At 63.7% G+C, this 21,481-nt stretch carries 21 protein-coding genes and 1 pseudogene; 12 read left to right on the top strand and 10 right to left on the bottom strand.

Annotation, left to right across the window (positions count from 1 at the left end; all coding sequences use genetic code 11):
* Positions 1-87: 87 nt before the first annotated feature.
* On the top strand, positions 88-408 hold the full coding sequence (locus tag LO50_RS13450) for a hypothetical protein (RefSeq protein ID WP_003303964.1): 321 nt from the start codon (positions 88-90) through the stop codon (positions 406-408).
* A gap of 46 nt (positions 409-454) precedes the next feature.
* Here the strand turns inward: LO50_RS13450 and LO50_RS13445 are convergent, their stop codons facing one another.
* Positions 455-889 (bottom strand): anti-virulence regulator CigR family protein, encoded by a 435-nt coding sequence (locus LO50_RS13445; protein ID WP_044315313.1) that lies wholly within the window; start codon positions 887-889, stop codon positions 455-457.
* Positions 890-1,038: 149 nt separating this feature from the next.
* On the opposite strand from LO50_RS13445, the gene LO50_RS13440 reads away from it, so the two are divergent.
* Positions 1,039-2,370 (top strand): DEAD/DEAH box helicase, encoded by a 1,332-nt coding sequence (locus tag LO50_RS13440; RefSeq protein ID WP_003303968.1) that lies wholly within the window; start codon positions 1,039-1,041, stop codon positions 2,368-2,370.
* 15 nt (positions 2,371-2,385) lie between these two features.
* Here the strand turns inward: LO50_RS13440 and LO50_RS13435 are convergent, their stop codons facing one another.
* Positions 2,386-2,679 (bottom strand): hypothetical protein, encoded by a 294-nt coding sequence (locus tag LO50_RS13435; protein WP_044315312.1) that lies wholly within the window; start codon positions 2,677-2,679, stop codon positions 2,386-2,388.
* A gap of 144 nt (positions 2,680-2,823) precedes the next feature.
* Between LO50_RS13435 and LO50_RS13430 the strand changes: the two genes are divergently transcribed.
* Positions 2,824-3,201: a hypothetical protein gene (locus LO50_RS13430; RefSeq protein ID WP_044315311.1), complete on the top strand. Its 378-nt coding sequence runs from the start codon at positions 2,824-2,826 to the stop codon at positions 3,199-3,201.
* Between the two features lie 12 nt (positions 3,202-3,213).
* Here the strand turns inward: LO50_RS13430 and LO50_RS13425 are convergent, their stop codons facing one another.
* A complete protein-coding gene (locus LO50_RS13425) occupies positions 3,214-4,068 on the bottom strand; it encodes a LysR substrate-binding domain-containing protein (protein ID WP_003303972.1) in 855 nt (284 codons plus the stop codon).
* A 96-nt stretch (positions 4,069-4,164) separates the two neighbouring features.
* Between LO50_RS13425 and LO50_RS13420 the strand changes: the two genes are divergently transcribed.
* The gene (locus tag LO50_RS13420) at positions 4,165-4,401 is read left to right on the top strand and encodes a DUF1127 domain-containing protein (protein ID WP_044315310.1); all 237 of its coding nucleotides are present in this window, start codon (positions 4,165-4,167) and stop codon (positions 4,399-4,401) included.
* Here LO50_RS13420 and LO50_RS13415 read toward each other — a convergent pair.
* From LO50_RS13415 to LO50_RS13395, 5 genes are all read right to left on the bottom strand, one after another.
* Positions 4,395-5,150, bottom strand: coding sequence for a sulfite exporter TauE/SafE family protein (locus LO50_RS13415; RefSeq protein ID WP_044315309.1), 756 nt, complete (start codon positions 5,148-5,150; stop codon positions 4,395-4,397). The genes LO50_RS13420 and LO50_RS13415 overlap by 7 nt on opposite strands.
* Before the next feature lie 173 nt (positions 5,151-5,323).
* The gene (locus LO50_RS13410) at positions 5,324-5,881 is read right to left on the bottom strand and encodes a Tll0287-like domain-containing protein (RefSeq protein WP_044315308.1); all 558 of its coding nucleotides are present in this window, start codon (positions 5,879-5,881) and stop codon (positions 5,324-5,326) included.
* Between the two features lie 104 nt (positions 5,882-5,985).
* A complete protein-coding gene (gene mnmC, locus LO50_RS13405; RefSeq protein WP_044315307.1) occupies positions 5,986-7,968 on the bottom strand; it encodes a bifunctional tRNA (5-methylaminomethyl-2-thiouridine)(34)-methyltransferase MnmC2/FAD-dependent 5-carboxymethylaminomethyl-2-thiouridine(34) oxidoreductase MnmC1 in 1,983 nt (660 codons plus the stop codon).
* Positions 7,969-8,039: 71 nt separating this feature from the next.
* Positions 8,040-10,796, bottom strand: coding sequence for a response regulator (locus LO50_RS13400; protein ID WP_201775189.1), 2,757 nt, complete (start codon positions 10,794-10,796; stop codon positions 8,040-8,042).
* 91 nt (positions 10,797-10,887) lie between these two features.
* Complete coding sequence (locus tag LO50_RS13395) at positions 10,888-11,514, bottom strand: trimeric intracellular cation channel family protein (protein WP_044315306.1); 627 nt, start codon at positions 11,512-11,514, stop codon at positions 10,888-10,890.
* Between the two features lie 140 nt (positions 11,515-11,654).
* On the opposite strand from LO50_RS13395, the gene LO50_RS13390 reads away from it, so the two are divergent.
* The 8 genes from LO50_RS13390 (at position 11,655) to LO50_RS13360 (ending at position 19,846) form a co-directional block, all read left to right on the top strand.
* Positions 11,655-12,548 (top strand): HTH-type transcriptional regulator ArgP, encoded by an 894-nt coding sequence (locus LO50_RS13390; protein WP_044315305.1) that lies wholly within the window; start codon positions 11,655-11,657, stop codon positions 12,546-12,548.
* Positions 12,549-12,663: 115 nt separating this feature from the next.
* On the top strand, positions 12,664-13,566 hold the full coding sequence (gene cysM, locus LO50_RS13385) for a cysteine synthase CysM (RefSeq protein WP_003303986.1): 903 nt from the start codon (positions 12,664-12,666) through the stop codon (positions 13,564-13,566).
* An 85-nt stretch (positions 13,567-13,651) separates the two neighbouring features.
* Entirely contained in the window at positions 13,652-15,004 is a 1,353-nt protein-coding gene (gene rlmD / locus LO50_RS13380) for a 23S rRNA (uracil(1939)-C(5))-methyltransferase RlmD (protein ID WP_044315304.1), read from the top strand.
* Positions 15,005-15,110: 106 nt separating this feature from the next.
* Entirely contained in the window at positions 15,111-17,354 is a 2,244-nt protein-coding gene (relA, locus tag LO50_RS13375; protein ID WP_003303988.1) for a GTP diphosphokinase, read from the top strand.
* 183 nt (positions 17,355-17,537) lie between these two features.
* Entirely contained in the window at positions 17,538-18,368 is an 831-nt protein-coding gene (mazG, locus tag LO50_RS13370) for a nucleoside triphosphate pyrophosphohydrolase (protein ID WP_014820030.1), read from the top strand.
* Positions 18,369-18,479: 111 nt separating this feature from the next.
* On the top strand, positions 18,480-19,019 hold the full coding sequence (locus LO50_RS13365) for a DUF2058 domain-containing protein (RefSeq protein ID WP_014820031.1): 540 nt from the start codon (positions 18,480-18,482) through the stop codon (positions 19,017-19,019).
* A 108-nt stretch (positions 19,020-19,127) separates the two neighbouring features.
* Complete coding sequence (locus tag LO50_RS25020) at positions 19,128-19,289, top strand: hypothetical protein (RefSeq protein WP_023447123.1); 162 nt, start codon at positions 19,128-19,130, stop codon at positions 19,287-19,289.
* 323 nt (positions 19,290-19,612) lie between these two features.
* Entirely contained in the window at positions 19,613-19,846 is a 234-nt protein-coding gene (locus tag LO50_RS13360) for a hypothetical protein (protein ID WP_023447125.1), read from the top strand.
* On the opposite strand, the gene pdeM is transcribed toward LO50_RS13360, so the two are convergent.
* Positions 19,824-20,513 carry a ligase-associated DNA damage response endonuclease PdeM gene (gene pdeM / locus LO50_RS13355; RefSeq protein ID WP_044315303.1) on the bottom strand — a complete coding sequence of 230 codons (690 nt, stop codon included), beginning with the start codon at positions 20,511-20,513 and terminating at the stop codon, positions 19,824-19,826. The two genes, LO50_RS13360 and pdeM, sit on opposite strands and share 23 nt — an antisense overlap.
* A gap of 28 nt (positions 20,514-20,541) precedes the next feature.
* Positions 20,542-21,481, bottom strand: a pseudogene (locus LO50_RS13350) (DNA ligase-associated DEXH box helicase); the annotation flags it as partial.

Here is a 21,481-nt window from a genome sequence, read left to right as displayed (position 1 = left end):
TCGAAAAAGCTATTCCTCACTGCTTGTGGGGAGAGTCCATATACAAGGTCTGTTAGGCTGGCCACTCTGTAGAGGAGCCCAGTCAAAATGAAAACAATCGGTTACCTACTCGTCGCCTTGCTGCCACTCACGGCCAATGCGGTCACTTATCCGGTAGACGTCGAGCAGCAGCTCAACGGCGCGGAGATCACCGTCACCCCGCAGACCATTGATCGTGACTTCGCCGGGCTACTGCTGCTCAACTATGGGGGCACGGCTGCGGTGTGTACCGCCGTGTTCCAGAACGGCCCGGAAGCGCCGCGCACGCGACGCACGGAGTTGCAACCAGGTGAGCGCAAGGCACTGACGTCCAAGTTCAAGCGCGACGTGATTCGCCTGCGCATCAAGTTGACCTGCCAGCCAGAATAGGACGCTAGGCTGCCCTCATCGCGCGGGCTGCCTGAACGCGAACCGATCAATCCAGTATGTTCTCGAGTATTTCGTAAACGATGCCGGTGGCGATGGCGACCAGAACCACGTCGCGGCCGATCTGTTTCCACTCGTAGCCTTCGTAGCGCGGCAGGTGCCCCAGCAGGCGGCTGTCCATGTTCTTGGCGATGCCCGGCGGTAGCGGCTTGCCGCGCGCCAGATTCTTCTGGATGCCCGGTGGCAGGGACGAGACCGGCGCTAGCAGATCGCGATGACTACGCAGGGTGATGCGGACCGAACCGATGTCCACCGACGGACCCTGGTAGCGATGCGGCTGCTGTGCCGAAGGCTGATGCTGCTGTGCGCGGTCGGGCTTGCCCTTGCCAGGGTGATCACTTTTCGGCTGCGCTGCGCCGGCAGCGGCGTATAACGCCAGTGAAAGCGCGCCAGTCAGCAGTACCACTCGCTTTTTGGACATCATGCGAACCTCTTGGGTATTAAGCCGCTTCTATTTCCTCAGCTTAGCCTGTGTTTGCCTGGGAAAACATGGCGACCGTTACAGAACGCGCCTTTGCCCGGCAGACGAGTTACCCTATGCCATTGTTTTTTTCGACCTCCGAGGTAGCTCCCTTGTTTGACCAATTCGCCCTGCACGAACGCCTGCTAAAGGCTGTCGCCGAACTCAAATTCGTCGAGCCGACTCCAGTGCAGGTGGCGGCCATTCCGCCGGCGCTGGAAGGGCGTGACCTGCGGGTGACGGCACAGACTGGCAGCGGCAAGACCGCCGCCTTCGTACTGCCGATGCTCAATCGGCTGATTGGCGATGCCGTGGTGCGCACCGATGTTCGGGCGCTGATTCTGTTGCCGACCCGAGAGCTGGCGCAGCAGACACTGAAGGAGGTCGAGCGTTTCTCGCAATTCACCTTCATCAAGTCGGCGATGATTACCGGTGGCGAGGACTTCAAGGTCCAGGCCGCAGTCATGCGCAAGGTGCCGGACATTCTCATCGGCACGCCTGGGCGCATGATCGAGCACCTGAATGCCGGCACGCTGGTCCTCAAGGATGTCGAGATGCTGATCCTCGACGAAGCCGACCGCATGCTCGACATGGGCTTTGCCGAGGATGTGCAGCGTCTGGTCGGCGAGTGCGCCAAACGCCAGCAGACGCTGCTGTTTTCCGCGACCAGTGGCGGCGCCGCGCTGCGCGAGATGACCGCCAGCGTGCTGCGCGATCCGCTGCACCTGCAGCTCAACCGCGTCAGCGAACTCAACGAAGGCACGCGCCAGCAGATCATCACTGCCGAAAACACCGAACATAAGGAAAAGTTGGTGCACTGGCTGCTCGCCAACGAGACGTACAAGAAGGCAGTGATCTTCACCAACACCCGCGTACAGGCCGACCGCCTCTACGGCCGGCTCGTTGCCGAGGGCGTGAAGGCGTTCGTGCTGCATGGCGACAAGGACCAGAAAGACCGCAAGCTGGCGATCGACCGGGTCAAGGAAGGCGGCGTCAAGGTGCTGGTCGCGACCGACGTGGCGGCGCGCGGGCTGGACATCGAAGGGCTGGATCTGGTGATCAACTTCGACATGCCGCGCTCGGGTGACGAATACGTGCACCGTATCGGTCGTACGGGGCGCGCCGGTGGCGAAGGGCTGGCGATCTCGCTGATCTGTCACAACGACTGGAACCTGATGTCCAGCATCGAGCGCTATCTCAAGCAGCGTTTCGAGCGGCGGGTGATCAAGGGGCTGAAAGGCAGCTACATGGGCCCGAAGAACCTTAAAGCGTCGGGCAAGGCCGCTGGCACCAAGAAGAAAAAGATCGAAAAGAAGAAAGGCACCGAGAAGAAATCCAAACCCGCCGGCAAGCGCCCGAACGGCGCCAAGCGCGAGTCACCATCGCCGGTGGTGAGCCAGGATGGAATGGCACCGCTCAAGCGCAAGAAGCCGACGGCCGAGTAACCGTCGGCCTTCAGCTCAGCGCTGAGCGTCAGCCGGCATATCTGCCTCGCGTTCCGCTTCCTCGATCTGCTTCAGGCGCTTGTCATAGGCCTCGCACTCGTCGCCCAACTGGTCGGCGGTGCGCTTGGCTTCCATCTGGCGAATCTCCTCATTTATCTCCTTGGCGCGCTCCGGATTGCTCTCGGTGAGCTGGTTGACGCGCTCAGCCAGCTGTTCGGCCTTGGCATTCACTTCGTCCGGCGTGCACGCGGCGTGCACGGTCGGGCTGGCCAGTGCGGCAGCGGTCAGGGCAATCATCAGCAGTTTCATGGCTCGCTCCTCGTTCAATCGGTCTGAACGGTGGATCGCAGCGCAGCCGCTTTAGTTCAGACAACGAACCGGTCGCCGTGGTGAACGGTCCCAATCAGTAGGCGCCTCATTCGCGAGGCGAACATCTGCTGAGGGAGAACGACCATGAGCTATAACTGGGGCCTTATCCTGCGCCTGTTGCATGAAGTTCAGCGCGGCGCCAACGACAGTTTCAAGCCACGCCACTACGCCGAAGAACATGCGACGCAGATGGAAAGTGAAGGTCAACCGATGCCGAATCTGGACAGCCTGCGTGCCGAGGCGGCCGACTACGAAAGTCTGCTATTCGAAGGTGGCTTCATCGTTTCGCGGCCCGAGGAGGAGGGCGGCAATGGCGAGAACTTCGTCCTGACTGAGCGCGGCTCGCGCTTACTGGCGATTCTCGACGATCCGCAGCAGACGCAACGCCAGCAACTGACGGACAAGGGCGATGCGGCGCTGGTGCCGGAAGTGTTCGACGAGATGGCGGCCGGTCGCCCATGACCGGCGTTGTCGTTACAGGCGAAAGCCATCGGCGATGTAGCCGGCGAGCGTTTCGCTGACCGGCGACTGCTGCTGCGGATTGCGCAGCAGCACGATGCTGGTCTGAGGCAGGCGCGGCAGGCCCTCCTTTTCACCGAGTATCTGCAGATCGGCAGGAATCAGGCTCTGCAGCTGTGCGGTCAGCGCCAATCCTGCACCCACGATCGCCATGATCGCCGACAGGCTCGGGCTGCTATAGGCGATCCGGTACTCGATTTCCCGCGCATCCAGTGCATTGCATACCCAGGCGCGACAGAAGCAATCGGTATTGAACGTTGCCAGCGGCAGGGGGCGATGCTCATGCAGGTCGAAGCCCGGGGCGGCGGCCCAGACGACGTGCTCCTGGCGCAACAACTGGCCAATCTCGGTGCCCGGTTCGCGGGTGACGATGCTCAGGTCCAGATCCCGTCGCTGCAACAACTGGGTCGATGGCTCGCAATGCACCTCGACTTGCACCAGCGGATACGCCTGGGCGAAGCGCGAAAGAATGCCGGGTAGAAAGCGCATGACGTAATCGTCCGGCGTGCCGATGCGTACCGCGCCGACCATGTGTGGTTGGCGCAGGGTGGTCATGACTTCGCCGTGCAGTTTGAGAATGCGCCGCGCGTAGCCCAGCAGTATCTGGCCCTCGGCAGTAAACCTGACCTGCCGACCGTTGCGCTCGAATAGCGGACGCTGCAACACATCCTCTTCCAGGCGTTTCATCTGCATGCTCACCGCCGACTGAGTGCGGTTCACCGCGGCTGCGGCACGGGTGAAGCCACCGTGGTCAGCGATGGCCACGAAGCTGCGCAGCAGCTCGGTGTCGATATTCGGGTAGTTGGCCATTCATCAATCCTCGAGATGCGAGGCATCAGGAACATTCGTTGGATTGATCTTAATCCGGGCGCGAGACTGACGCCAACTCAACTGGAGGGCGTCGTGATGAACATGCACAAAGTCGCTTTGCAATCTTTCCATCTGCCGAAGGCACTTCGGGCATCCGCGCCGGGATTGCTGCTGCAGGCCTGGCACAAGCTGCAGCGCTGGAACGAACTGGCACGCCAACGGCGCCAGCTGGCCGCGCTCGGTGACGACATGCTCAAGGACATCGGCCGCAGCCGTGCCGACATCGAATGGGAAGCGAACCGGCCGTTCTGGGACGACCCTGATCGTCAGTGACCCAGCACCAGCTTTTGAATCCCCAGCGACAGGCTGACGGTGACCAACATGAGCGCGAACAGGCGCTGCAGCAGACTGCTGTTGAGGTATTGCGCCAGGCGGTTGCCGGCCAGCACGCCGAAGGCACCGCCCAGCGCCAGGCCACCGAGCAGCGGTAGCGGTGGCTCGGCATCGGTAAGGTAGAGCAGGAAGCCACCGCCGCTGACGACGGCGATCACTGCCATCGAGGTGGCCATGGCGCTGAGCAGCGATAGCGAAGTAAACCAGAGCAGCGCCGGGACGATGAGAAAGCCGCCGCCGACACCCATCAGCCCGGAGAGCAGGCCAACGCCAACGCCGATGCCCAGCAGCGCCATCTGTCGGTCCTCGACGTTCTCCTTGGCCGGCAGGTTGGCGCCGCGCCACATGCGCCAGGCGGACCACAGCACCAACAGGCAGAAACCGATGATCAGTGCGCGCTCCGGTATGAACTGCCCGAGCCATTGACCGGTAGCGTTGCCCGGCAAGCCGCAGACAGCCAGCAGCATGACCGGGCGCCAGGCGATCTGGCCGAGCCGTGCCCGCGGAATCGCGCCGATGAGTGCGGACATGGCCACCGCACCGAGGCTGACGCCGATGGCATCGCGCAATGGCAGGTGCAGGCTGAGTAGCAGGGGCAGGGCGACCAACGAGCCACCGGCGCCGGTGAGGCCAAGCAACAGGCCGAGAATGAGGCCGATGCCCAGTGCTTCCAGCAGTAGAACGTCCATCAGGCAAAGCTGCCGGATGCCAGGGGAATGGTAGGGACCGTATCGGTTTGCATGCGTGCTCCGTCGTCAGCGTTCCATCGTCCATCGTTGGTACGCTCGCGCTGGCGAGCGTTCCTTGGATGAACGGCGGGTCGCAGCGGTGCCACGCACCCGCCGACGGAGTGTAAGGCCTATCAGCGTGGCAGGGCACGGCTGAGGGTGAAGGCGCCGCGCAGATCGCCCTCGCGAAACCCGCGGGCCTGATCCTGCGGGTAGTGGCGGTCGATCAGCTCCACCAGCTCCGGCTTGATCTTTTCGCCGTGACAACCCAGGCAGGCCTCAGCGGTGCCAATCGCCTGCATGTAGCGGTACTCGCCTGCCACTATCTCACCATGCTTGAGCTGTTCGATCGGTTCACCTGCAGCCGAACGCTTGGCGAACTGCTCCAGCACCGAGCGCTCCCAGGTGTCTGGTGCGTTGTCCGGATTGCGCAGCTTCAGCGCGGTGCGGCCTACCTTCCAGGGCGCCTGGCTATGCTGGCTGGCGATTTCCGGCGCGAGAAGACGGCATGCCTTGACGGCTTCCGCCGGGCCACCGTCTGCCATCGCCTGCTTGACCGTGCCAAGCAACTGCTGCTGGAACGGTGGAATCAGGCTGGCAGCCTCGCCGCGCAGCTGCTCGGTATCGACGTCAGGCGCGGCGTGGGCCTGCAATGCAAACCAGCCGAGCGTCAGCAAAGACAGTGATTTCATGATGCCTCCCAGGATACGAAATATAGTGGGGGGAGTATCCGTGCGGGCGACGCACGATGCAAGTCACAGCCTGCGGTAGGCAGCGGCTCGGGCATCGGAGCGTCTCAGGTGCCGCGAATCAGCTTGCGTAGCAGGAAACGATTGGGGTGGCAGGCTTCGGCGACGTCCCGAGGCAACGGCAACGGTTCGTCGTCCAGCCAGGCGGCCAGCAGCTCGCCGGACAGCGGGGCGCTGATCATTCCGCGCGAGCCATGTGCAGTATTGACGTAGAGCCCGTCGAGCCACGGGCAGGGCGTGTGCAGCGACTGACGGGCGTTCTTGCCCAACGCCGCATAGGTTTCAGCGAAGGCCTCGGGCTCGGCCAATGGCCCGATCAGCGGCAGATAGTCCGGGCTGGTACAGCGAAATGCCACGCGCCCGTCCAGCTCCTCGGTACGTTGCGGGTCCGCCTGCAGACGCTGGTACAGATCCGCTGAAATCTGCTCGAGCATTTCCAGATTCGCCTGGTGTTCGGCGACGCTGGGGGTATCGTCGGTCTGCTGGAAGTTGAAGCTGGCACCCAGCGTGTGCGTGCCATCTCGGGGTGGCGCGACGTAGCCCTTGGCGCACAGCACGGTGCGCAGCTGGCCGCTCTGGGTGTTCGCCGGCAGGCAGGAAATCTGCCCGCGAATACGCTTGAGCGGCAGCCAGGCGCTCTGGCTGAAACGCGCGGCGTCCGCCGCGCCGGTCAGGATCACCACGGGCGCTTCGGCCAACAATGCTTGGCCGCCCAGCACCTGCCAGGATCGCCCATTACGGCGCAGTTCGAGCGCTTCATGATGCCTGTGCAGCTCGATTCCCGGTCGCCGCAGCAGCCATTGGCATAGCGCCGGTGGGTTGGCCCAGCCGGCTTCGGGGTAGAACAATCCGCCCTCGGGCAGGGCCACTCCGGCCAGCGCCTCAGCGGCTTCGCGCGACAGCGGATGGACCAGAGAGGCCGGGAAGGCTGCCGCCAGCTCGGCCTGGCGTTCGCGCTCCTTTTCGTCGTAGATCAGTTGCAGTACGCCGCATGCCTGCCAGTCCTGGCCTGCTTGCAAATTGCTCAGCAAGCGGCGCGTATAGCTGAAGCCGCTGACCACCAGCCGCGACAGTGCGGTGCCGTGGGCAGAAAGCTTGAGGTAGAGCACGCCTTGCGGGTTGCCCGAGCCTTCCTGTGCCGCCGCGGCGTGGCGCTCGAGGACTGTCACCTTCCAGCCGCGGGCGGCCAGCGATGCAGCCGTCGCGCAGCCGGCCAGGCCGGCGCCGACAATTACCGCGTGGCGTTCGGCCGTCGTATAGCCCGGGCGAGCGAACCAGGGTTTGTCCGAAATGCTGACGTTGGCGGCTCGCAGGCGCCCGCGCAGAATCTCGCGTTTGTGGCCGTAGCCGGGCACCCGCTGCATGTCGAAGCCGGCCTCGATCAGGCCGCGCCGCACAAAGCCGGCGCTGGTGAACGTGCTCAGCGTTGCGTCGGGCGCGGAAAGCCTGGCCAGCTCGGCGAACAGCATCGGTTGCCACATCTGCGGATTCTTCGCCGGGGCAAAGCCGTCGAGGAACCAGGCATCGACCTGCGCATCCAGGCTCGACAGGCATTCGAGCACGTCGCCGATCAGCAGGGTCAGCACAACGCGGCCGCCAGCGAAGACGAAACGCTGATAGCCCGGATTCAGCGCCACGTACTGTTGCAGCAGTTGCTCGGACTGCTCTCGCAGCTCCGGCCACAGCGCCAGTGCGCGCTGCAGGTCCTCGCGGGTCAGCGGGTGCTTTTCGACGCTGATGAAGTGCAGCCGCGCCTGCGGGTGGGCTACGCGCTCGAACAGATGCCACGCACAAAGAAAGTTCAGTCCGGTACCGAAGCCGGTCTCACCAATCACCAGGCGCTGGTTGTCCTGTAGCGCGGCGAAGCGTTGGGGCAGATCATTCTGCGTGAGGAACACATGTTCGGTCTCGGCCATGCCGCTGGCGCGGGAGAAGTACACGTCGCCGTACTGGCGCGACTGCGGCAGGCCGTTCTCGTCCCAGTCGAGTTCGGCATGCTGGAAGGCGTCGGAAGGGGGGTGGTCGTTCATGCTGGTTCCTGAAAGGACGGGGCAACGCGATGTGCGTCGCCGGGCGCAGATGAGGCACCCGGCGCGGTCGATCAGCTGTCTACCTGGATTTCCTGCTCCAGGCGGCTGATGGCGGCGTCCAGCTCGTCGAGCGCGGCCTCGCTGTCCGGATGGTTCTGCTTGAGCAGGGTCTCGCTCTGCTGACAGGCGTTGCGCAACTGCGGCACGCCGCAATAACGGGTGGCGCCATGCAGGCGGTGCACGCGCTCGATCAACGCCTGGCGATCTCCTGCCTGGCGGGCTTCGCGAATGGTTCGGCGGTCGCCTTCCAGTGACTGCAGCAGCATGCCGAGCATGTCATCGGCGAGATCGGCCTTGCCTGCCGCCAGGCGCAGGCCTTCTTCCTCATCCAGCACTTTCAGGCTCGGTTCAGCCTGCTGCGGCGGCTCCGCTGCACGTTGCGGCTGGCTGCGCAGGGCCAGGCCGGTCCACTTCAGCACCACCTGGGCGAGCTGCCGGTCGCTGATCGGCTTGGTCAGGTAGTCGTCCATGCCGCTCTGCAGCAGCGAGCGTTTCTCGTTCGCCAGTGCATGAGCCGTGAGCGCGATGATCGGTAACGGCGCGCTGTTGTTGGTGTGCTCCCAGTGGCGAATGGCTTCGGTGGCCTGTCGGCCGTCCATGCCGGGCATTTGCACGTCCATAAGGATCAGGTCGAACGCATGCTGCTTGACCGCTTCCAGCGCGGCGGGGCCGTTATCCACCGCAACGACTTCGGCGCCCATATCGCCGAGCAGCGTTTTTACCAGCAGCAGGTTGGCCGGATTGTCATCCACGCAAAGCACACGCGCCGGCCGGTCGGGCGCAGCTGCGGTGGGTTCCGGGTAGCTTTGGTTGGGGCGTACCAGCGCCACCAGTACACGTTGCAGCTTGCGCGTGCAGGCGGGTTTGCCCTGCAGCTGGGTATAGCTGTGGGCTTCTGGGAGGGCGTCGTGGTAGTGGCCCTGCTCGGTGGTCGGGCATAGAACCACGCATTTGCAGCCGAGCGCCTCGATTTCCATCAGGCGCCGGCTGAGCGCGTCCGGCTCGATTTCGCGGCCGGTTACGCCGAGCACGGCGAGGTCGATCAGCTGGCTGCCCTGGCGCTGAGCGCTGATGGTTTCCTGCATCTGGTCGAGGGTATCGAAGGTGTGCACTTCGAGGCCGAGACTTTCCAGCTGATGCTGCAATGCCTGGCGGGCCAGTGGGTGCTGCTCCAGCAATGCGATCCGCCGGCCCTGCAAGGCCGGGTGCGGCAGGTCTTCGATGTCATCCCGCGCCTTCGGCAGGCTGAGGCTGATCCAGAACTCGGAGCCTTCGTCGGGGATGCTGTCGACACCGATCTCGCCGCCCATCTGCTCGATCAGTCGTTTGGAAATGACCAGTCCAAGGCCGGTACCGCCGGGCTGGCGCGACATGGAGTTGTCCGCCTGGCTGAAGGCCTGGAACAGCGCGCGCAGGTCCTGATCGGTCAGGCCGATGCCGGTGTCCTGCACGCTGATGCGTAGCTGGGCGCGATCGGTATTGTCGTCCTCGACCATGGCGCGGACGGCGATGGTGCCTTCGTTGGTGAACTTGATCGCGTTACTGATCAGATTGGTCAGCACCTGTTTGAGGCGCAGCGGATCGCCCAGCAGCGACAGCGGCGTGTCGCGATAGACCAGGCTGACCAGCTCCAGATGCTTGGTGTGTGCAGCCGGGGCGAGGATGGTCAGTGTGTCCTCGATCAGATCACGGAGGTTGAACGGGACGCTGTCGAGCACCAGCTTGCCGGCCTCGATCTTGGAGAAGTCGAGAATCTCGTTGATGATTCCGAGCAGGCTGTCGGCGGACTGCTCGATGGTGCCCAGATAATCCTGCTGGCGCGGAGTGAGGTCGCTTTTCTGCAGCAGCTGGGTGAAGCCGAGGATGCCGTTCAGTGGCGTGCGGATCTCGTGGCTCATGTTGGCGAGGAATTCGGATTTGATCCGGCTGGCCTCCAGGGCCTCCTTGCGTGCCAGATCCAGTTCGATGTTCTGGATCTCGATGGTTTCCAGGTTCTGCTGCACATCCTCGGTGGCCTGATCAATGCTCTGCTGCAGTTCTTCACGGGCGCTGAGCAGTGCTTCGGCCATGCGGTTGATGCCGGACGCGAGCTCGTCCATTTCATGGCTGCCCAATGGTGGCAGGCGGGTTTCCAGGTGGCCGTCCTTGAGCTGCGCGACGGCGCCTTTGACACGCTGCAGCGGCAGACTGATGGCGCGGCTCATGCGCAGAGCCAGCAGGGCGGTGATGATCAGGCCGGCACTCACCAGAAACAGGCTGGTCAGCAGGCTGCGATAGCCACGCAGCAGGGTATTGTGGTGCGACAGTTCCAGCTCCAGCCAGCCGATCAGCTTTTCGTCCGGCCCGCGGGTTTCGTCGGCGAGGTTGAGGTGGCGGCTGAGCACCGGCATGAGAATGCGCGTGTGGTCCATGCTGCTGACGCGGGTCAGGCTCTCCGGATCGCCCGGCGGAGGCGGGGTCAACATGCGCGGACCGGCATGTACGCGCTGCACGCGTTCGGGATCGAGAATGGTCACGGCGCGGACGTCGGCCTGATCCAGCACCTGGGTCAGGATGCGCTGCAGGCGTTTGTCGTAGCCCAGATTCATGGCAGGCGCGGCCAGTGGCGCCAGCTGCTCGGCGATGAGCTGGCCGCGCTCGTCGAGCTGGTGGCGCATCTCGGACAGCTGCATCCAGGTGAAGTAGGCACCGAGCACCACCGCCAGCAAGGTGCTGGGCAGCAGCGTCAGCATCAGCACGCGGCCACGAATTCCTAGGTCTTTCAGCACAGTCCGTCCACCGATCCTGATTGCAGCGCGCTAGTGTAGCGACTCGGCTCGGTGGAATCTGCACGCCAGGTCTAGCCGTGGCGTCGCAGCCTCAGTCGAGGCCGCGGATTTCCTTGCCGTTGAAGTCCGGCAGTTTCCAGTGGAAGGTCATCGCCAGTACGCGGAACAGGAAGCCGCTGCCCAGCGCTGTCAGAGTGGCCAGCGTGGTATTGATCTCCAGCCACAGCATGCCGACGTAGAAGACACCGGTGAACAGCGCGACGGTGGCGTACAGCTCGCGCTGCAGCACCATCGGCACCTGGTTGCACAACACGTCGCGCATCAGCCCGCCGAAGATGCCGGTGATCACGCCAGCCAGTACGACGATGGACGGGTGCGCGCCCATGCCCATCGCCACATCGCAGCCGATCACGGTGAACGCTACCAGGCCGAGGCCATCCACCAGCAGGAAGACCATGCGCAGGTGATGCAGGTGGCGGGCGATGAAGCCGGTGACGATCGCCGCGCCGATGGTGAAGGTGAGGTACTCCGGGTGAGCGATCCAGCCGACCGGATAATGACCGAGCAGCACGTCCCGCGCGGTGCCGCCACCCAGCGCCGTCACGGTGCCGAGAAGGCAGATGCCGAACAGGTCCATGCCGCGGCGCATGCCCATGATGGCGCCGGACATCGCTTCGGCCGTGATGGCAATCAGGTAGATGGTGTGCAGCAGTTCCACGACGATACTCCGGACGGGCTGGGCTGCACGCCAGTGGGGCGCTGCAGCGAGGGATGCGCGATTATGGAGCAATGATGGCTAAATTTGTCGTGGCTAAGTATTTTTAGGCCATCCAAACATTTTCTTAATCGGCAGGTCGCATGAATCTCGATCCGAAGCAGACCGAAGCGTTTCGCACGGTGATCCGTACTGGCAGCTTCGAACAGGCTGCGCAGCGCCTGCACCTGACGCCACCGGCGATTTCACAGCGGGTGCGCGCACTGGAGAGCGCGCTGGGCAGCGCGCTGGTCGTGCGCAGTCGGCCTTGCCGACCCACCGAAACCGGGCAGCGTCTGCTGCAGTACCTCAAACGCGCCACATTGCTCGAGGCCGATCTGCTGGCGGACCTCGCCGAGCGCAGCGATGCGCCACTGGTCGTGGTCGCGGCGCTCAATGCCGACAGCCTGGGCACCTGGTTCTTTCCGGCGCTGGCCGAGGTGCTGATCCGCGAGCGGGTCTTGCTCGATCTCACCGTCGAGGACCAGGATCACACCTACAGCCTGCTGGAGACGGGTCTGGCGATCGGTTGCATCAGCACCGAGCCCAAGCCGATGCGTGGCTGCACGGCCAGCCCGCTGGGCAGCATGCGCTACCGACTGGTGGCATCCAGCGAGTTCCGGCAGAAGCATTTTGCCAACGGGCTGACCCGCAACGCCGCGCGCAAGGCGCCGGTGGTTGCCTACACGCGCAAGGACACCCTGCAGTCGTCGTTCCTGCTGCGCCGCTTCGGGCTGCCGGAGGGCGCCTATCCCTGCCATTTCGTCCCCGGTGCCGAACCGCATTTCAGCGCGATCCGCTACGGGCTGGGGTACGGGATGGTGCCGGAACTGTTGCTGCATGATGCGTTGCAGACTGGTGAGGTGGTCGATCTGGCGACCGACGAACCGCTGGAAATTGCCCTCTACTGGCATACCTGGAAGGTGCAATCGCCACGTATGGAGCACCTTTCGCGACAGATCATTGAGGCGGCGCCGAAGATCCTCGCGCGGCCATAGCCTGATCGGGAGGGACGGCGGGTAAGCCGTTGTCGTGGCGGACAGGCAGAGACGGTCTGCCCGTCGTCGAGCGTTGCCGGTATCATGGCAACCTTTTCCGCTGCCGTGCGACGCCATGACTACACACTATCCGACCATTGCCGATTGCATCGGCAACACCCCGCTGGTTCGCCTGCAGCGGATGCCGGGTAAGACCAGCAACACCATTCTGGTCAAGCTCGAGGGCAACAATCCGGCCGGTTCGGTCAAGGACCGCCCGGCGCTGTCGATGATCAACCGTGCCGAGATGCGCGGCGACATCCAGCCCGGCGATACCCTGATCGAGGCGACCTCCGGCAATACCGGGATCGCCCTGGCCATGGCGGCGGCGATCAAGGGCTACCGGATGGTCCTGATCATGCCGGACAACTCCACGGCCGAGCGCAAGGCGGCGATGACCGCCTATGGCGCCGAGCTGATCCTGGTCAGCAAGGAAGAGGGCATGGAGGGTGCCCGCGACCTGGCGTTGAAGATGCAGGCTGAAGGTCGCGGCAAGGTGCTCGATCAGTTCGCCAATGGCGACAACCCGGAGGCGCACTACAACAGCACGGGGCCGGAGCTCTGGCGGCAGACTCACGGCAGCATCACCCATTTCATCAGCTCCATGGGTACCACCGGAACCATCATGGGCGTCTCGCGCTACCTCAAGGAGCAGAACGCCGCGGTGCAGATCGTCGGCCTACAGCCGATGGAGGGGGCGGCCATCCCCGGCATCCGCCGCTGGCCGCAGGAATACCTGCCGAAGATCTATCAGGCCGAGCGCGTCGACCGCGTCGTCGACATGTCGCAGGCCGAGGCCGAGCAGGTCATGCGCCGTCTGGCCCGCGAAGAAGGCATCTTCTGTGGCGTGTCCTCCGGTGGCGCCGTTGCCGCGGCGTTGCGTCTGTCGCAAGAGGTCGAGAACGCGGTGATCGTGGCGATCATCTGTGATCGTGGCGACCGCTATCTGTCGACCGGTGTGTATGACGCGCCCAATTGACTCGCGCATCAGCGGCGCGCTCCCATGCGCCGCATTGCGTCGCCCATGACATTTTCAACGAACACAACAGCGCAGGTTTCAGCTGATGGCCAAACGTAGCGGCGCTCTGCGCTTTCAACCTAGCGGCGGCGAGCGCAAGCCCCAGGTGCCGGTCGGCAAGAAGCAGCGCCTGATTATCGAGCGACTGGCCAATGATGGGCGCGGCATTGCCTTCATCGAGGGGCGCACCTGGTTCGTCGAAGGCGCGCTGGCTGGCGAAGAGGTCGAGGCGCGCGTGCTGGCTGGGCGCAGTCAGATCGTCGAAGCGCGCTGCGAGCGCGTGCTCCAGGCCAGTGCGCAGCGTCGGGCCGAACCCTGTCCGCATGCTCGCCGATGTGGCGGCTGCAACCTGCAGCATGTGCCCGTCGCCGATCAGCTTGCGCTGAAACAGCACACGCTCGCCGAGCAGTTCGCGCGGGTGGCCGATCTGCAGCCGGAGGTATGGGCCGAGCCGCTGGTGGGACCGGCTTTCGGCTATCGCCGTCGCGCTCGGTTGGCAGTGCGCTGGGACATCAAACGCAAGCATCTGGGCATCGGTTTCCGCGCCAGCGCCAGCCAGGAAATCGTCTCCATCAGTGAATGCCCGGTTCTGGTACAGCCCTTGCAATCGCTGCTGCCGGCATTGCTGGCTGCATTGCGTGATCTGAGCAAGCCGCAGGTTATCGGCCACGTCGAACTCTTCAGTGGTACGGCCGAGGCGGTGCTGATCCGCCACACCGCAGCCTTGTCGGAAACAGACGTGGCACGTTTGCGCAGCTTCGCCACCGTCAATGGAGCGCAGCTCTGGTGGCAGGGCGAAGGTGAGCCTGAATCGGATGATCCCGCGGCGACGCTGGGTTACCGACTGGATGCCTGGGATCTGGAGCTGGCCTGGCGTCCGGGCGATTTCGTCCAGGTCAACGCGCCGGTCAATGATGCGATGGTCGCTCAGGCTCTGGAATGGCTGGACGTCGGCCAGGATGAGACAGTGCTTGATCTGTTCTGCGGGCTAGGCAATTTCAGCCTGCCGCTGGCGCGCTCGGGCGCTCAAGTAGTGGGTGTCGAGGGTGTAGAGACGATGGTTACGCGGGCGCAGGAAAATGCCCGTCGCAATGCTCTGGCGCACGCGCACTTTTATCGGGCCGACTTGTCGAAGCCGCTGGCTGACGCACCCTGGGCGCGCAATGATTTTGCCGCGGTGCTGCTCGATCCGCCGCGCGACGGCGCGCTGGAAATCGTTCGACAAATGTCGAAGCTGAAGGCGCGGCGCGTGGTCTATGTTTCATGCAATCCGGCCACCCTGGCGCGCGATGCGCGCGAGCTGGCCAGCCAGGGATATCGCCTGAAGCGTGCGGGTGTGCTGGACATGTTCCCGCAGACCGCCCACGTCGAGGCCATGGCGTTGTTCGAGCGGGGTTAGCGCTCGACGCTGCATTCTTGACAGGCGAATTGCCTGTGGTTCAACCGACCGGCACGCAGAATGCCGGCGTTCATGGCGCATTAGCTGCGCAGAAGGGAAGGTTTAGATGGTACAGGTCAGAGCGCTTCAGCCGATCAATACGGACGGTAGTATCAACCTGGATGGCTGGCTCGATCATGTGCTGGGGATGGACCCGGCACTCGACCGCGCGGCTCTTAAGGAGGCCTGCGAGTTTGCCCGCGAGGCGGAACAACAGGCCAATGCGGCGCAGAACCTCTGGAGTGAAGGCACCTCCAGCTACCAGATCGGCCTCGAGATCGCCGAGATCCTCGCCGACCTCAAGCTGGACCAGGACAGCCTGGTCGCCGCCGTTATCTACCGTGGCGTGCGTGAAGGCAAGATCCAGCTGGCCGATGTGAACCAGCGTTTTGGCCCGGTGGTGGCCAAGCTGGTCGAAGGCGTGCTTCGCATGGCGGCGATCAGCGCCAGTCTCAACCCACGCGAATCGCTCGTGCTCGGCTCCCAGGCGCAGGTGGAAAATCTGCGCAAGATGCTGGTGGCCATGGTCGATGACGTGCGCGTCGCGCTGATCAAGTTGGCTGAACGCACCTGTGCCATTCGCGCGGTGAAGCTGGCCGACGACGAGAAGCGTCAACGGGTCGCCCGCGAAGTCTTCGATATCTACGCGCCGCTGGCCCATCGCCTGGGCATCGGCCATATCAAGTGGGAGCTGGAGGACCTGTCCTTCCGCTACCTCGAGCCCGAGCAGTACAAGCAGATCGCCCAGCTCTTGCACGAGCGTCGCCTCGATCGCGAACAGTACATCCAGAACGTCGTGCAGCAGCTCAGGGACGAACTGACTGCGACCGGCATCCAGCCCGACATCGACGGGCGTGCCAAGCACATCTATTCCATCTGGCGAAAGATGCAGAAGAAGGGCCTGCAGTTCAGCCAGATCTACGACGTTCGCGCCGTTCGCGTGCTGGTGCCGGAAGTCCGCGATTGCTACACCGCGTTGGGGATCGTGCATACCCTGTGGCGGCACATTCCGAAGGAGTTCGACGACTACATCGCCAACCCCAAGGAGAACGGCTACCGCTCGCTGCACACCGCGGTGATCGGCCCGGAGGGCAAGGTGCTGGAGGTGCAGATTCGCACCCACGCCATGCACGAAGAGGCCGAGCTGGGCGTCTGCGCGCACTGGCGCTACAAGGGCACCGATGTCAATTCCGGCTCCGACCATTACGAGGAGAAGATCGCCTGGTTGCGTCAGGTGCTCGAATGGCACGAAGAGCTCGGCGACATCGGTGGCCTGGCCGACCAGCTGCGGGTGGATATCGAGCCGGATCGGGTCTACGTGTTCACCCCGGACGGCCATGCCATCGACCTGCCCAAGGGCGCTACGCCGCTGGACTTCGCCTATCGGGTGCATACCGAGATCGGCCACAACTGCCGCGGCGCCAAGATTAACGGGCGCATCGTGCCGCTCAACTACAGCCTGCAGACCGGCGAGCAGGTGGAAATCATCACCAGCAAGCACGGCTCGCCGAGCCGCGACTGGCTGAACCCGAACCTGGGTTACATCACCACCTCGCGCTCGCGGGCGAAGATCGTCCACTGGTTCAAACTGCAGGCTCGTGACCAGAACGTCGCCGCCGGCAAGGCACTGCTGGAGCGCGAACTGGGCCGTCTGGATCTGCCGCCGGTGGACTTCGACAAGCTGGCCGAAAAAGCCAACCTGAAGAACGCCGAGGACATGTTCGCCGCGCTGGGTGCTGGCGACCTGCGCCTGGCGCACCTGGTCAACATGGCGCAACAGCTGGTCGAGCCGGAGCGCGGTTACGACCAGCTGGAGCTGATTCCGCGGCGTTCGGCACCGTACAAGCCGGGCAAGCGCGGTGACGTGCAGATCCAGGGCGTCGGCAACCTGCTGACGCAGATGGCCGGCTGCTGCCAGCCGCTGCCGGGCGACCCCATCGTCGGTTACATCACCCAGGGCCGCGGTGTCAGCATCCACCGTCAGGACTGCCCGTCGGTGCTGCAACTGGCCGGGCGCGAGCCGGAGCGGATTATCCAGGTCAGCTGGGGGCCGGTACCGGAGAAGACCTATCCGGTGGAAATCATGATCCGTGCCTACGACCGCGCCGGCCTGCTGCGCGACATCTCGCAGATGCTGCTCAACGAGCGCATCAACGTGCTGTCGATGAACACCCGCTCGAATAAGGAAGACAGCACCGCGCAGATGACGCTGACTATCGAGATTCCGGGGCTGAATGCCTTGGGTCGCTTGCTCAGCCGTATTTCGCAGCTGCCGAACATCATCGAAGCCAAGCGCCAAAGAGCCACGTAAGGCGCAGCACAGCGGCGGCGCCTACTGCGCCATGGTGGATGGTTGAAGCGTCATCCACCCTACGATGCAATACGGTTTTGGGGCGTTTTGCCCGAGACCGAACCGTGGGGTGGATGTCGTTTTTTACATCCACCGTGATGTCATCAGCGTCCCTCACCAGCCTTCGATTCGCTGAGGAATCCTATGTACCAACTCAACGATCTCCTGCACCTGATGGCCCGGTTGCGTGATCCGCAGCATGGTTGTCCGTGGGACCTGCAGCAGAACTACGCGAGCATCGTGCCGCATACGCTGGAAGAGGCCTACGAAGTGGCCGATGCCATCGAAAGCGGCGACTTCGATCATCTGCCCGGCGAGTTGGGTGACCTGCTGTTTCAGGTCGTCTACTACAGCCAGCTGGCCCGGGAGGAAGGGCGTTTCGAGTTCGCCACGGTGGTCGATGCCATCACCCGCAAGCTGATCCGTCGCCACCCCCACGTGTTCCCCGATGGCGATCTGTACAGCTCGCCGGAGCTGCCGCGCCTCGATGAAGCGGCCATCAAGCAGCGCTGGGAGGAGATCAAGGCCGAAGAGCGTGCCGAGAAAGCGGCCGCACCTGAACAATTGTCCCTGCTCGATGACGTGCCCAGCGCGCTGCCGGCGCTCAGCCGGGCCGCGAAACTGCAGAAGCGCGCGGCGCAGGTCGGTTTCGACTGGCCCGAGGCGCTGCCGGTGGTGGACAAGGTGCGCGAGGAACTCGGCGAAGTGCTGGAGGCAATGAGCGAGAACGATCCGCAAGCCATTGCCGAAGAGCTTGGCGATCTGCTGTTCGTCGTGGTCAACCTGGCGCGCCATCTCAAGGTCGATCCGGAGAACGCCTTGCGTGCCGCGAATGGCAAGTTCGAGCGGCGTTTTCGCTTCATCGAGCAGGCCTTGCGTGAAGGGGGGCGGCCAATCGAGAACTGCGATCTCGAAGAGCTTGACGCGCTCTGGGGCGAGGCGAAGAAGGCCGAACGATCGCCGTCCTGCGCCTAACTGTACTTTCCGGGTGGATGTGTCTTTTCACATCCACCACAATGCCGCTCGGTGGGCGGCCGAAGCGTCCACCCGCGTCCCACTTGAATTCACGACGAGACGAGCCGAAACATGAGTCTTTCCCTCCGTGATCAGCTGCTCAAAGCCGGGCTGGTCAACGAAAAGCAGGCCAAGCAGGCCGTCAAGCAGAAGCAGAAGCAGCAGCGCCTGGAGAAGAAAGGCCAGGTCGAGAAGGACGATTCGCAACGCGAAGCGGCGCTGAAGGCGCAGGCGGAAAAGATCGCCCGCGATCAGGAACTCAACCGCCAGCAGCAGCAAAAGGCCGAACAGAAGGCCCGTACAGCACAGATCAAGCAGTTGATCGAGACCAGCCGTCTGCCGAAGCTGACCACCGAGGATTACTACAACTTCGTCGACGACAAGAAGGTCAAGCGGCTGTCGGTGAACAAGCTGATGCGTGAAAAGCTGGCCAGCGGCTCGCTGGCCATCGTTCGTCATGGCGGCGGCTACGAAGTGATCCCGCGTGAAGCGGCGCTTAAGATCCAGGAGCGCGACCCGCAGCGGGTGGTGCAGCTCAACATCCGCACCGAAGAGCCGGATGCCGACGATCCCTACGCCGCCTATCAGGTGCCGGACGACCTGATGTGGTAATCCGCTGGGGCAGGCCGGCCGCCCGACGGAAGGTTGGATAGAAAGCGCCTGCCCCGACCTCTACTACAGACCAGCCCGCAGCTGCGGGTTAATGCAGTGGAGGACGTTATGGACGCTCGATCGAATCGCTATTTCCACGCCGCCGAAACCGATGGCTGGCACGCCGCCGGGATTCCGGGTGATCCGGAGGAGCCAGGCGTTCCCACCCAGCCGTCCGAGCCCGGCGAGCCCACCGTGCCCGATCAGCCGCCACCCGCACCTGTCGCCTGATCATTGGCGAGAGGGTCTGACGCGGCTTCCTCCCGGGAAGCCGCTCCGCTCCCGGTTTTTTCAACTCATTGAATCCAAGGAGCCCGCCTGCTGAGCACATCATCGGGCTCTGCTCTGCGCGCGCTTTCCTGCGCATCGGCCGCCCCCTTGCTATCGCCAAGCCAGCCGCCGCGAGTCCAAGAGATACCTTCCACTCGCGACAAAGCTGCTACCGTTTAAGTGAGGGACCGAACTGCCGACGCCGGATGGGTCTAAAAACTTACAAAAACCAAAATGGGCGTTATTACGTCCACACGGGTTTCTTTAAGGCGAGGGGCACTTTCATGACGACTTGGATCATTGCGTACAACAAAGACGGCAACACCGCGACATTGAAGATCGACTCGGCGCACCAGCCGGATATCGATGAGGCTGTGGAACTGGTGAGTCGCAAGGCAGAAGAGCTGTATCCGGATCAGGAGATCGAGCACGAGCACGAGCCCGATCTGGAGGACACCCCGGCCACACGCCTGGCCGAGCGTTATGGCATCACCATCACGGGCATATCCCAGGCCTGACCGGCGCAGGGCGTCTCAGCGGCCAGACCTCTCCATCCCCGATCACATAAATCTGCCAGTTGTCTTCGGCTGCCACCGTCATCGTTCCGGTGAAGTTGCCGAAGGCCGGCAGCAGGCTGAGCCGCGCTCCGATGCAGAAGCAAGGCAGGCGCAGGCGCTGGCGGCCGCGGCCATGTAGCTGAAAGGCTGGATGTACGTGGCCAGCGAGTACGTGATGGGTCGGATGCGGGTCCGGCTCATGCTGCAGGGCATAGGGGCCGAGCAGTAACGGCTCGCTGACTACGCTTATGTCTAACTCGCGCGGTGGGTCGCCGGCACGGCGGTCGTGGTTGCCACGCACCAGCGTAATTTCCAGTTGCGCATGTTGCGCACGCCATTCGGCCAGACGGGCCAGCGTGGATGGTGCACGGGACTCCGGCGCGTGCAGGAAATCACCGAGAAAGATCAGTTGGCGGCAGGCGTACCGCGCCAGCAGATCGTCCAGCTGGCGCAGGTTGGCATCGGTCGTGCCGTGGGGCACGGGCTGGCCCAGGCGCCGGTAGGCTGCGGCCTTGCCGAAATGTATATCTGCTATCAGCAACGCCTGCTGCTCAGGCCAGTAGACGGCCTTTTCCGCAAGCAACCAGAGCGTACTGCCGGCCAGTTCGATGGGCTGGTAAGGATTCATATGAGACATGGGCGTGCTGAGGCTAGCGTCATGGGGCGCGTTTCGGCTTCCTGAGGCGTGGCGTGCCGTCCTTGGTCTGCCGCGCTTTGCGCTTGGGCGCGGTTTCACGTTCGACCATGATGCTGGCATTCGCCTCAGGCTGATAGCCGCCGGGACCAGCCGCCTTGTCCAGCTCGGCGACCATGCGGCGGATCCGGTCGGCCAGTTTTTCCGAACTCATGCTTTCGCGAAAGCGTTCGACCATCAAAGGAAATGCAAGCGGCGTGGTGCGTCTGACCTGATGGATGTCCAGTTGGCGCCCTTGCAGCCGGTTCATGGTCTGCTCCAGCCGCTCGACCTCTAGCTCCTGCCGCAGCACTTCTTCCTCGGCCTGGGTAAGTAGCAGGTTAGCCGGGTCGTATTGGCGGAACACGTCGAAGAACAGGCCGCTGGATGCCTGCAGCTGGCGCGCGCTCTTCTGCGCGCCGGGATATCCGGAGAAAACCAGCCCCGCGATGCGCGCGATCTCCCGGAAGCGCCGGCGTGCCAGTTCGCCGGCGTTGAGACTGGCGAGCACGTCCTGCAGCAGATTTTTCTGGCTGAACAGTTCGGGCGTCAGCCATTTCAGCCAGTCCACCTCGGTCGCAGAAAGCAGTTCGAAACCGTAGTCGTTGACCGCAATCGAAAAGGTCAGCGGCTGCTGCTGGCCCATGCGCCAGGCCAGCAGGCTTGCGAGGCCCAGATGTACGTGGCGGCCGGCGAAAGGGTAGAGGAACAGGTGCCAGCCCTCGCGGGACTTCATCACCTCGGCCAACAACGTGGTTTCCGTGGGCAGCGCGGACCAGTCCATCTGTACACGGAGCAGGGGCTCGATCAGGCGCATCTCGTCACTTTCGAAACGGCCACGCGAGGCGGCACCGAGTTGTTCCACAACCGCATCGGCCAGTTCGCTCGATAGCGGTATGCGGCCGCCGTTCCAGCGGGGCACG

Source organism: Stutzerimonas stutzeri (assembly GCF_000935215.1).
Classification (GTDB): domain Bacteria; phylum Pseudomonadota; class Gammaproteobacteria; order Pseudomonadales; family Pseudomonadaceae; genus Stutzerimonas.
The sequence above is the reverse complement of the archived record's forward strand: the minus strand, read 5'-3'. Positions and strand labels throughout refer to the sequence as shown.

Excerpts from the sequence above, each read along its gene's own strand:
- LO50_RS13390 (WP_044315305.1), top strand. The coding sequence starts at position 11,655 with ATGAATCTCGATCCGAAGCAGACCGAAGCGTTTCGCACGGTGATCCGT.
- mnmC (WP_044315307.1), bottom strand. The coding sequence starts at position 7,968 with ATGAACGACCACCCCCCTTCCGACGCCTTCCAGCATGCCGAACTCGAC.
- pdeM (WP_044315303.1), bottom strand. The coding sequence starts at position 20,513 with ATGAATCCTTACCAGCCCATCGAACTGGCCGGCAGTACGCTCTGGTTG.
- mazG (WP_014820030.1), top strand. The coding sequence starts at position 17,538 with ATGTACCAACTCAACGATCTCCTGCACCTGATGGCCCGGTTGCGTGAT.
- LO50_RS13360 (WP_023447125.1), top strand. The coding sequence starts at position 19,613 with ATGACGACTTGGATCATTGCGTACAACAAAGACGGCAACACCGCGACA.
- LO50_RS13430 (WP_044315311.1), top strand. The coding sequence starts at position 2,824 with ATGAGCTATAACTGGGGCCTTATCCTGCGCCTGTTGCATGAAGTTCAG.
- relA (WP_003303988.1), top strand. The coding sequence starts at position 15,111 with ATGGTACAGGTCAGAGCGCTTCAGCCGATCAATACGGACGGTAGTATC.
- LO50_RS13415 (WP_044315309.1), bottom strand. The coding sequence starts at position 5,150 with ATGGACGTTCTACTGCTGGAAGCACTGGGCATCGGCCTCATTCTCGGC.
- LO50_RS25020 (WP_023447123.1), top strand. The coding sequence starts at position 19,128 with ATGGACGCTCGATCGAATCGCTATTTCCACGCCGCCGAAACCGATGGC.
- LO50_RS13410 (WP_044315308.1), bottom strand. The coding sequence starts at position 5,881 with ATGAAATCACTGTCTTTGCTGACGCTCGGCTGGTTTGCATTGCAGGCC.
- LO50_RS13365 (WP_014820031.1), top strand. The coding sequence starts at position 18,480 with ATGAGTCTTTCCCTCCGTGATCAGCTGCTCAAAGCCGGGCTGGTCAAC.
- rlmD (WP_044315304.1), top strand. The coding sequence starts at position 13,652 with ATGGCCAAACGTAGCGGCGCTCTGCGCTTTCAACCTAGCGGCGGCGAG.
- LO50_RS13445 (WP_044315313.1), bottom strand. The coding sequence starts at position 889 with ATGATGTCCAAAAAGCGAGTGGTACTGCTGACTGGCGCGCTTTCACTG.
- LO50_RS13420 (WP_044315310.1), top strand. The coding sequence starts at position 4,165 with ATGAACATGCACAAAGTCGCTTTGCAATCTTTCCATCTGCCGAAGGCA.
- LO50_RS13435 (WP_044315312.1), bottom strand. The coding sequence starts at position 2,679 with ATGAAACTGCTGATGATTGCCCTGACCGCTGCCGCACTGGCCAGCCCG.
- cysM (WP_003303986.1), top strand. The coding sequence starts at position 12,664 with ATGACTACACACTATCCGACCATTGCCGATTGCATCGGCAACACCCCG.
- LO50_RS13425 (WP_003303972.1), bottom strand. The coding sequence starts at position 4,068 with ATGGCCAACTACCCGAATATCGACACCGAGCTGCTGCGCAGCTTCGTG.
- LO50_RS13450 (WP_003303964.1), top strand. The coding sequence starts at position 88 with ATGAAAACAATCGGTTACCTACTCGTCGCCTTGCTGCCACTCACGGCC.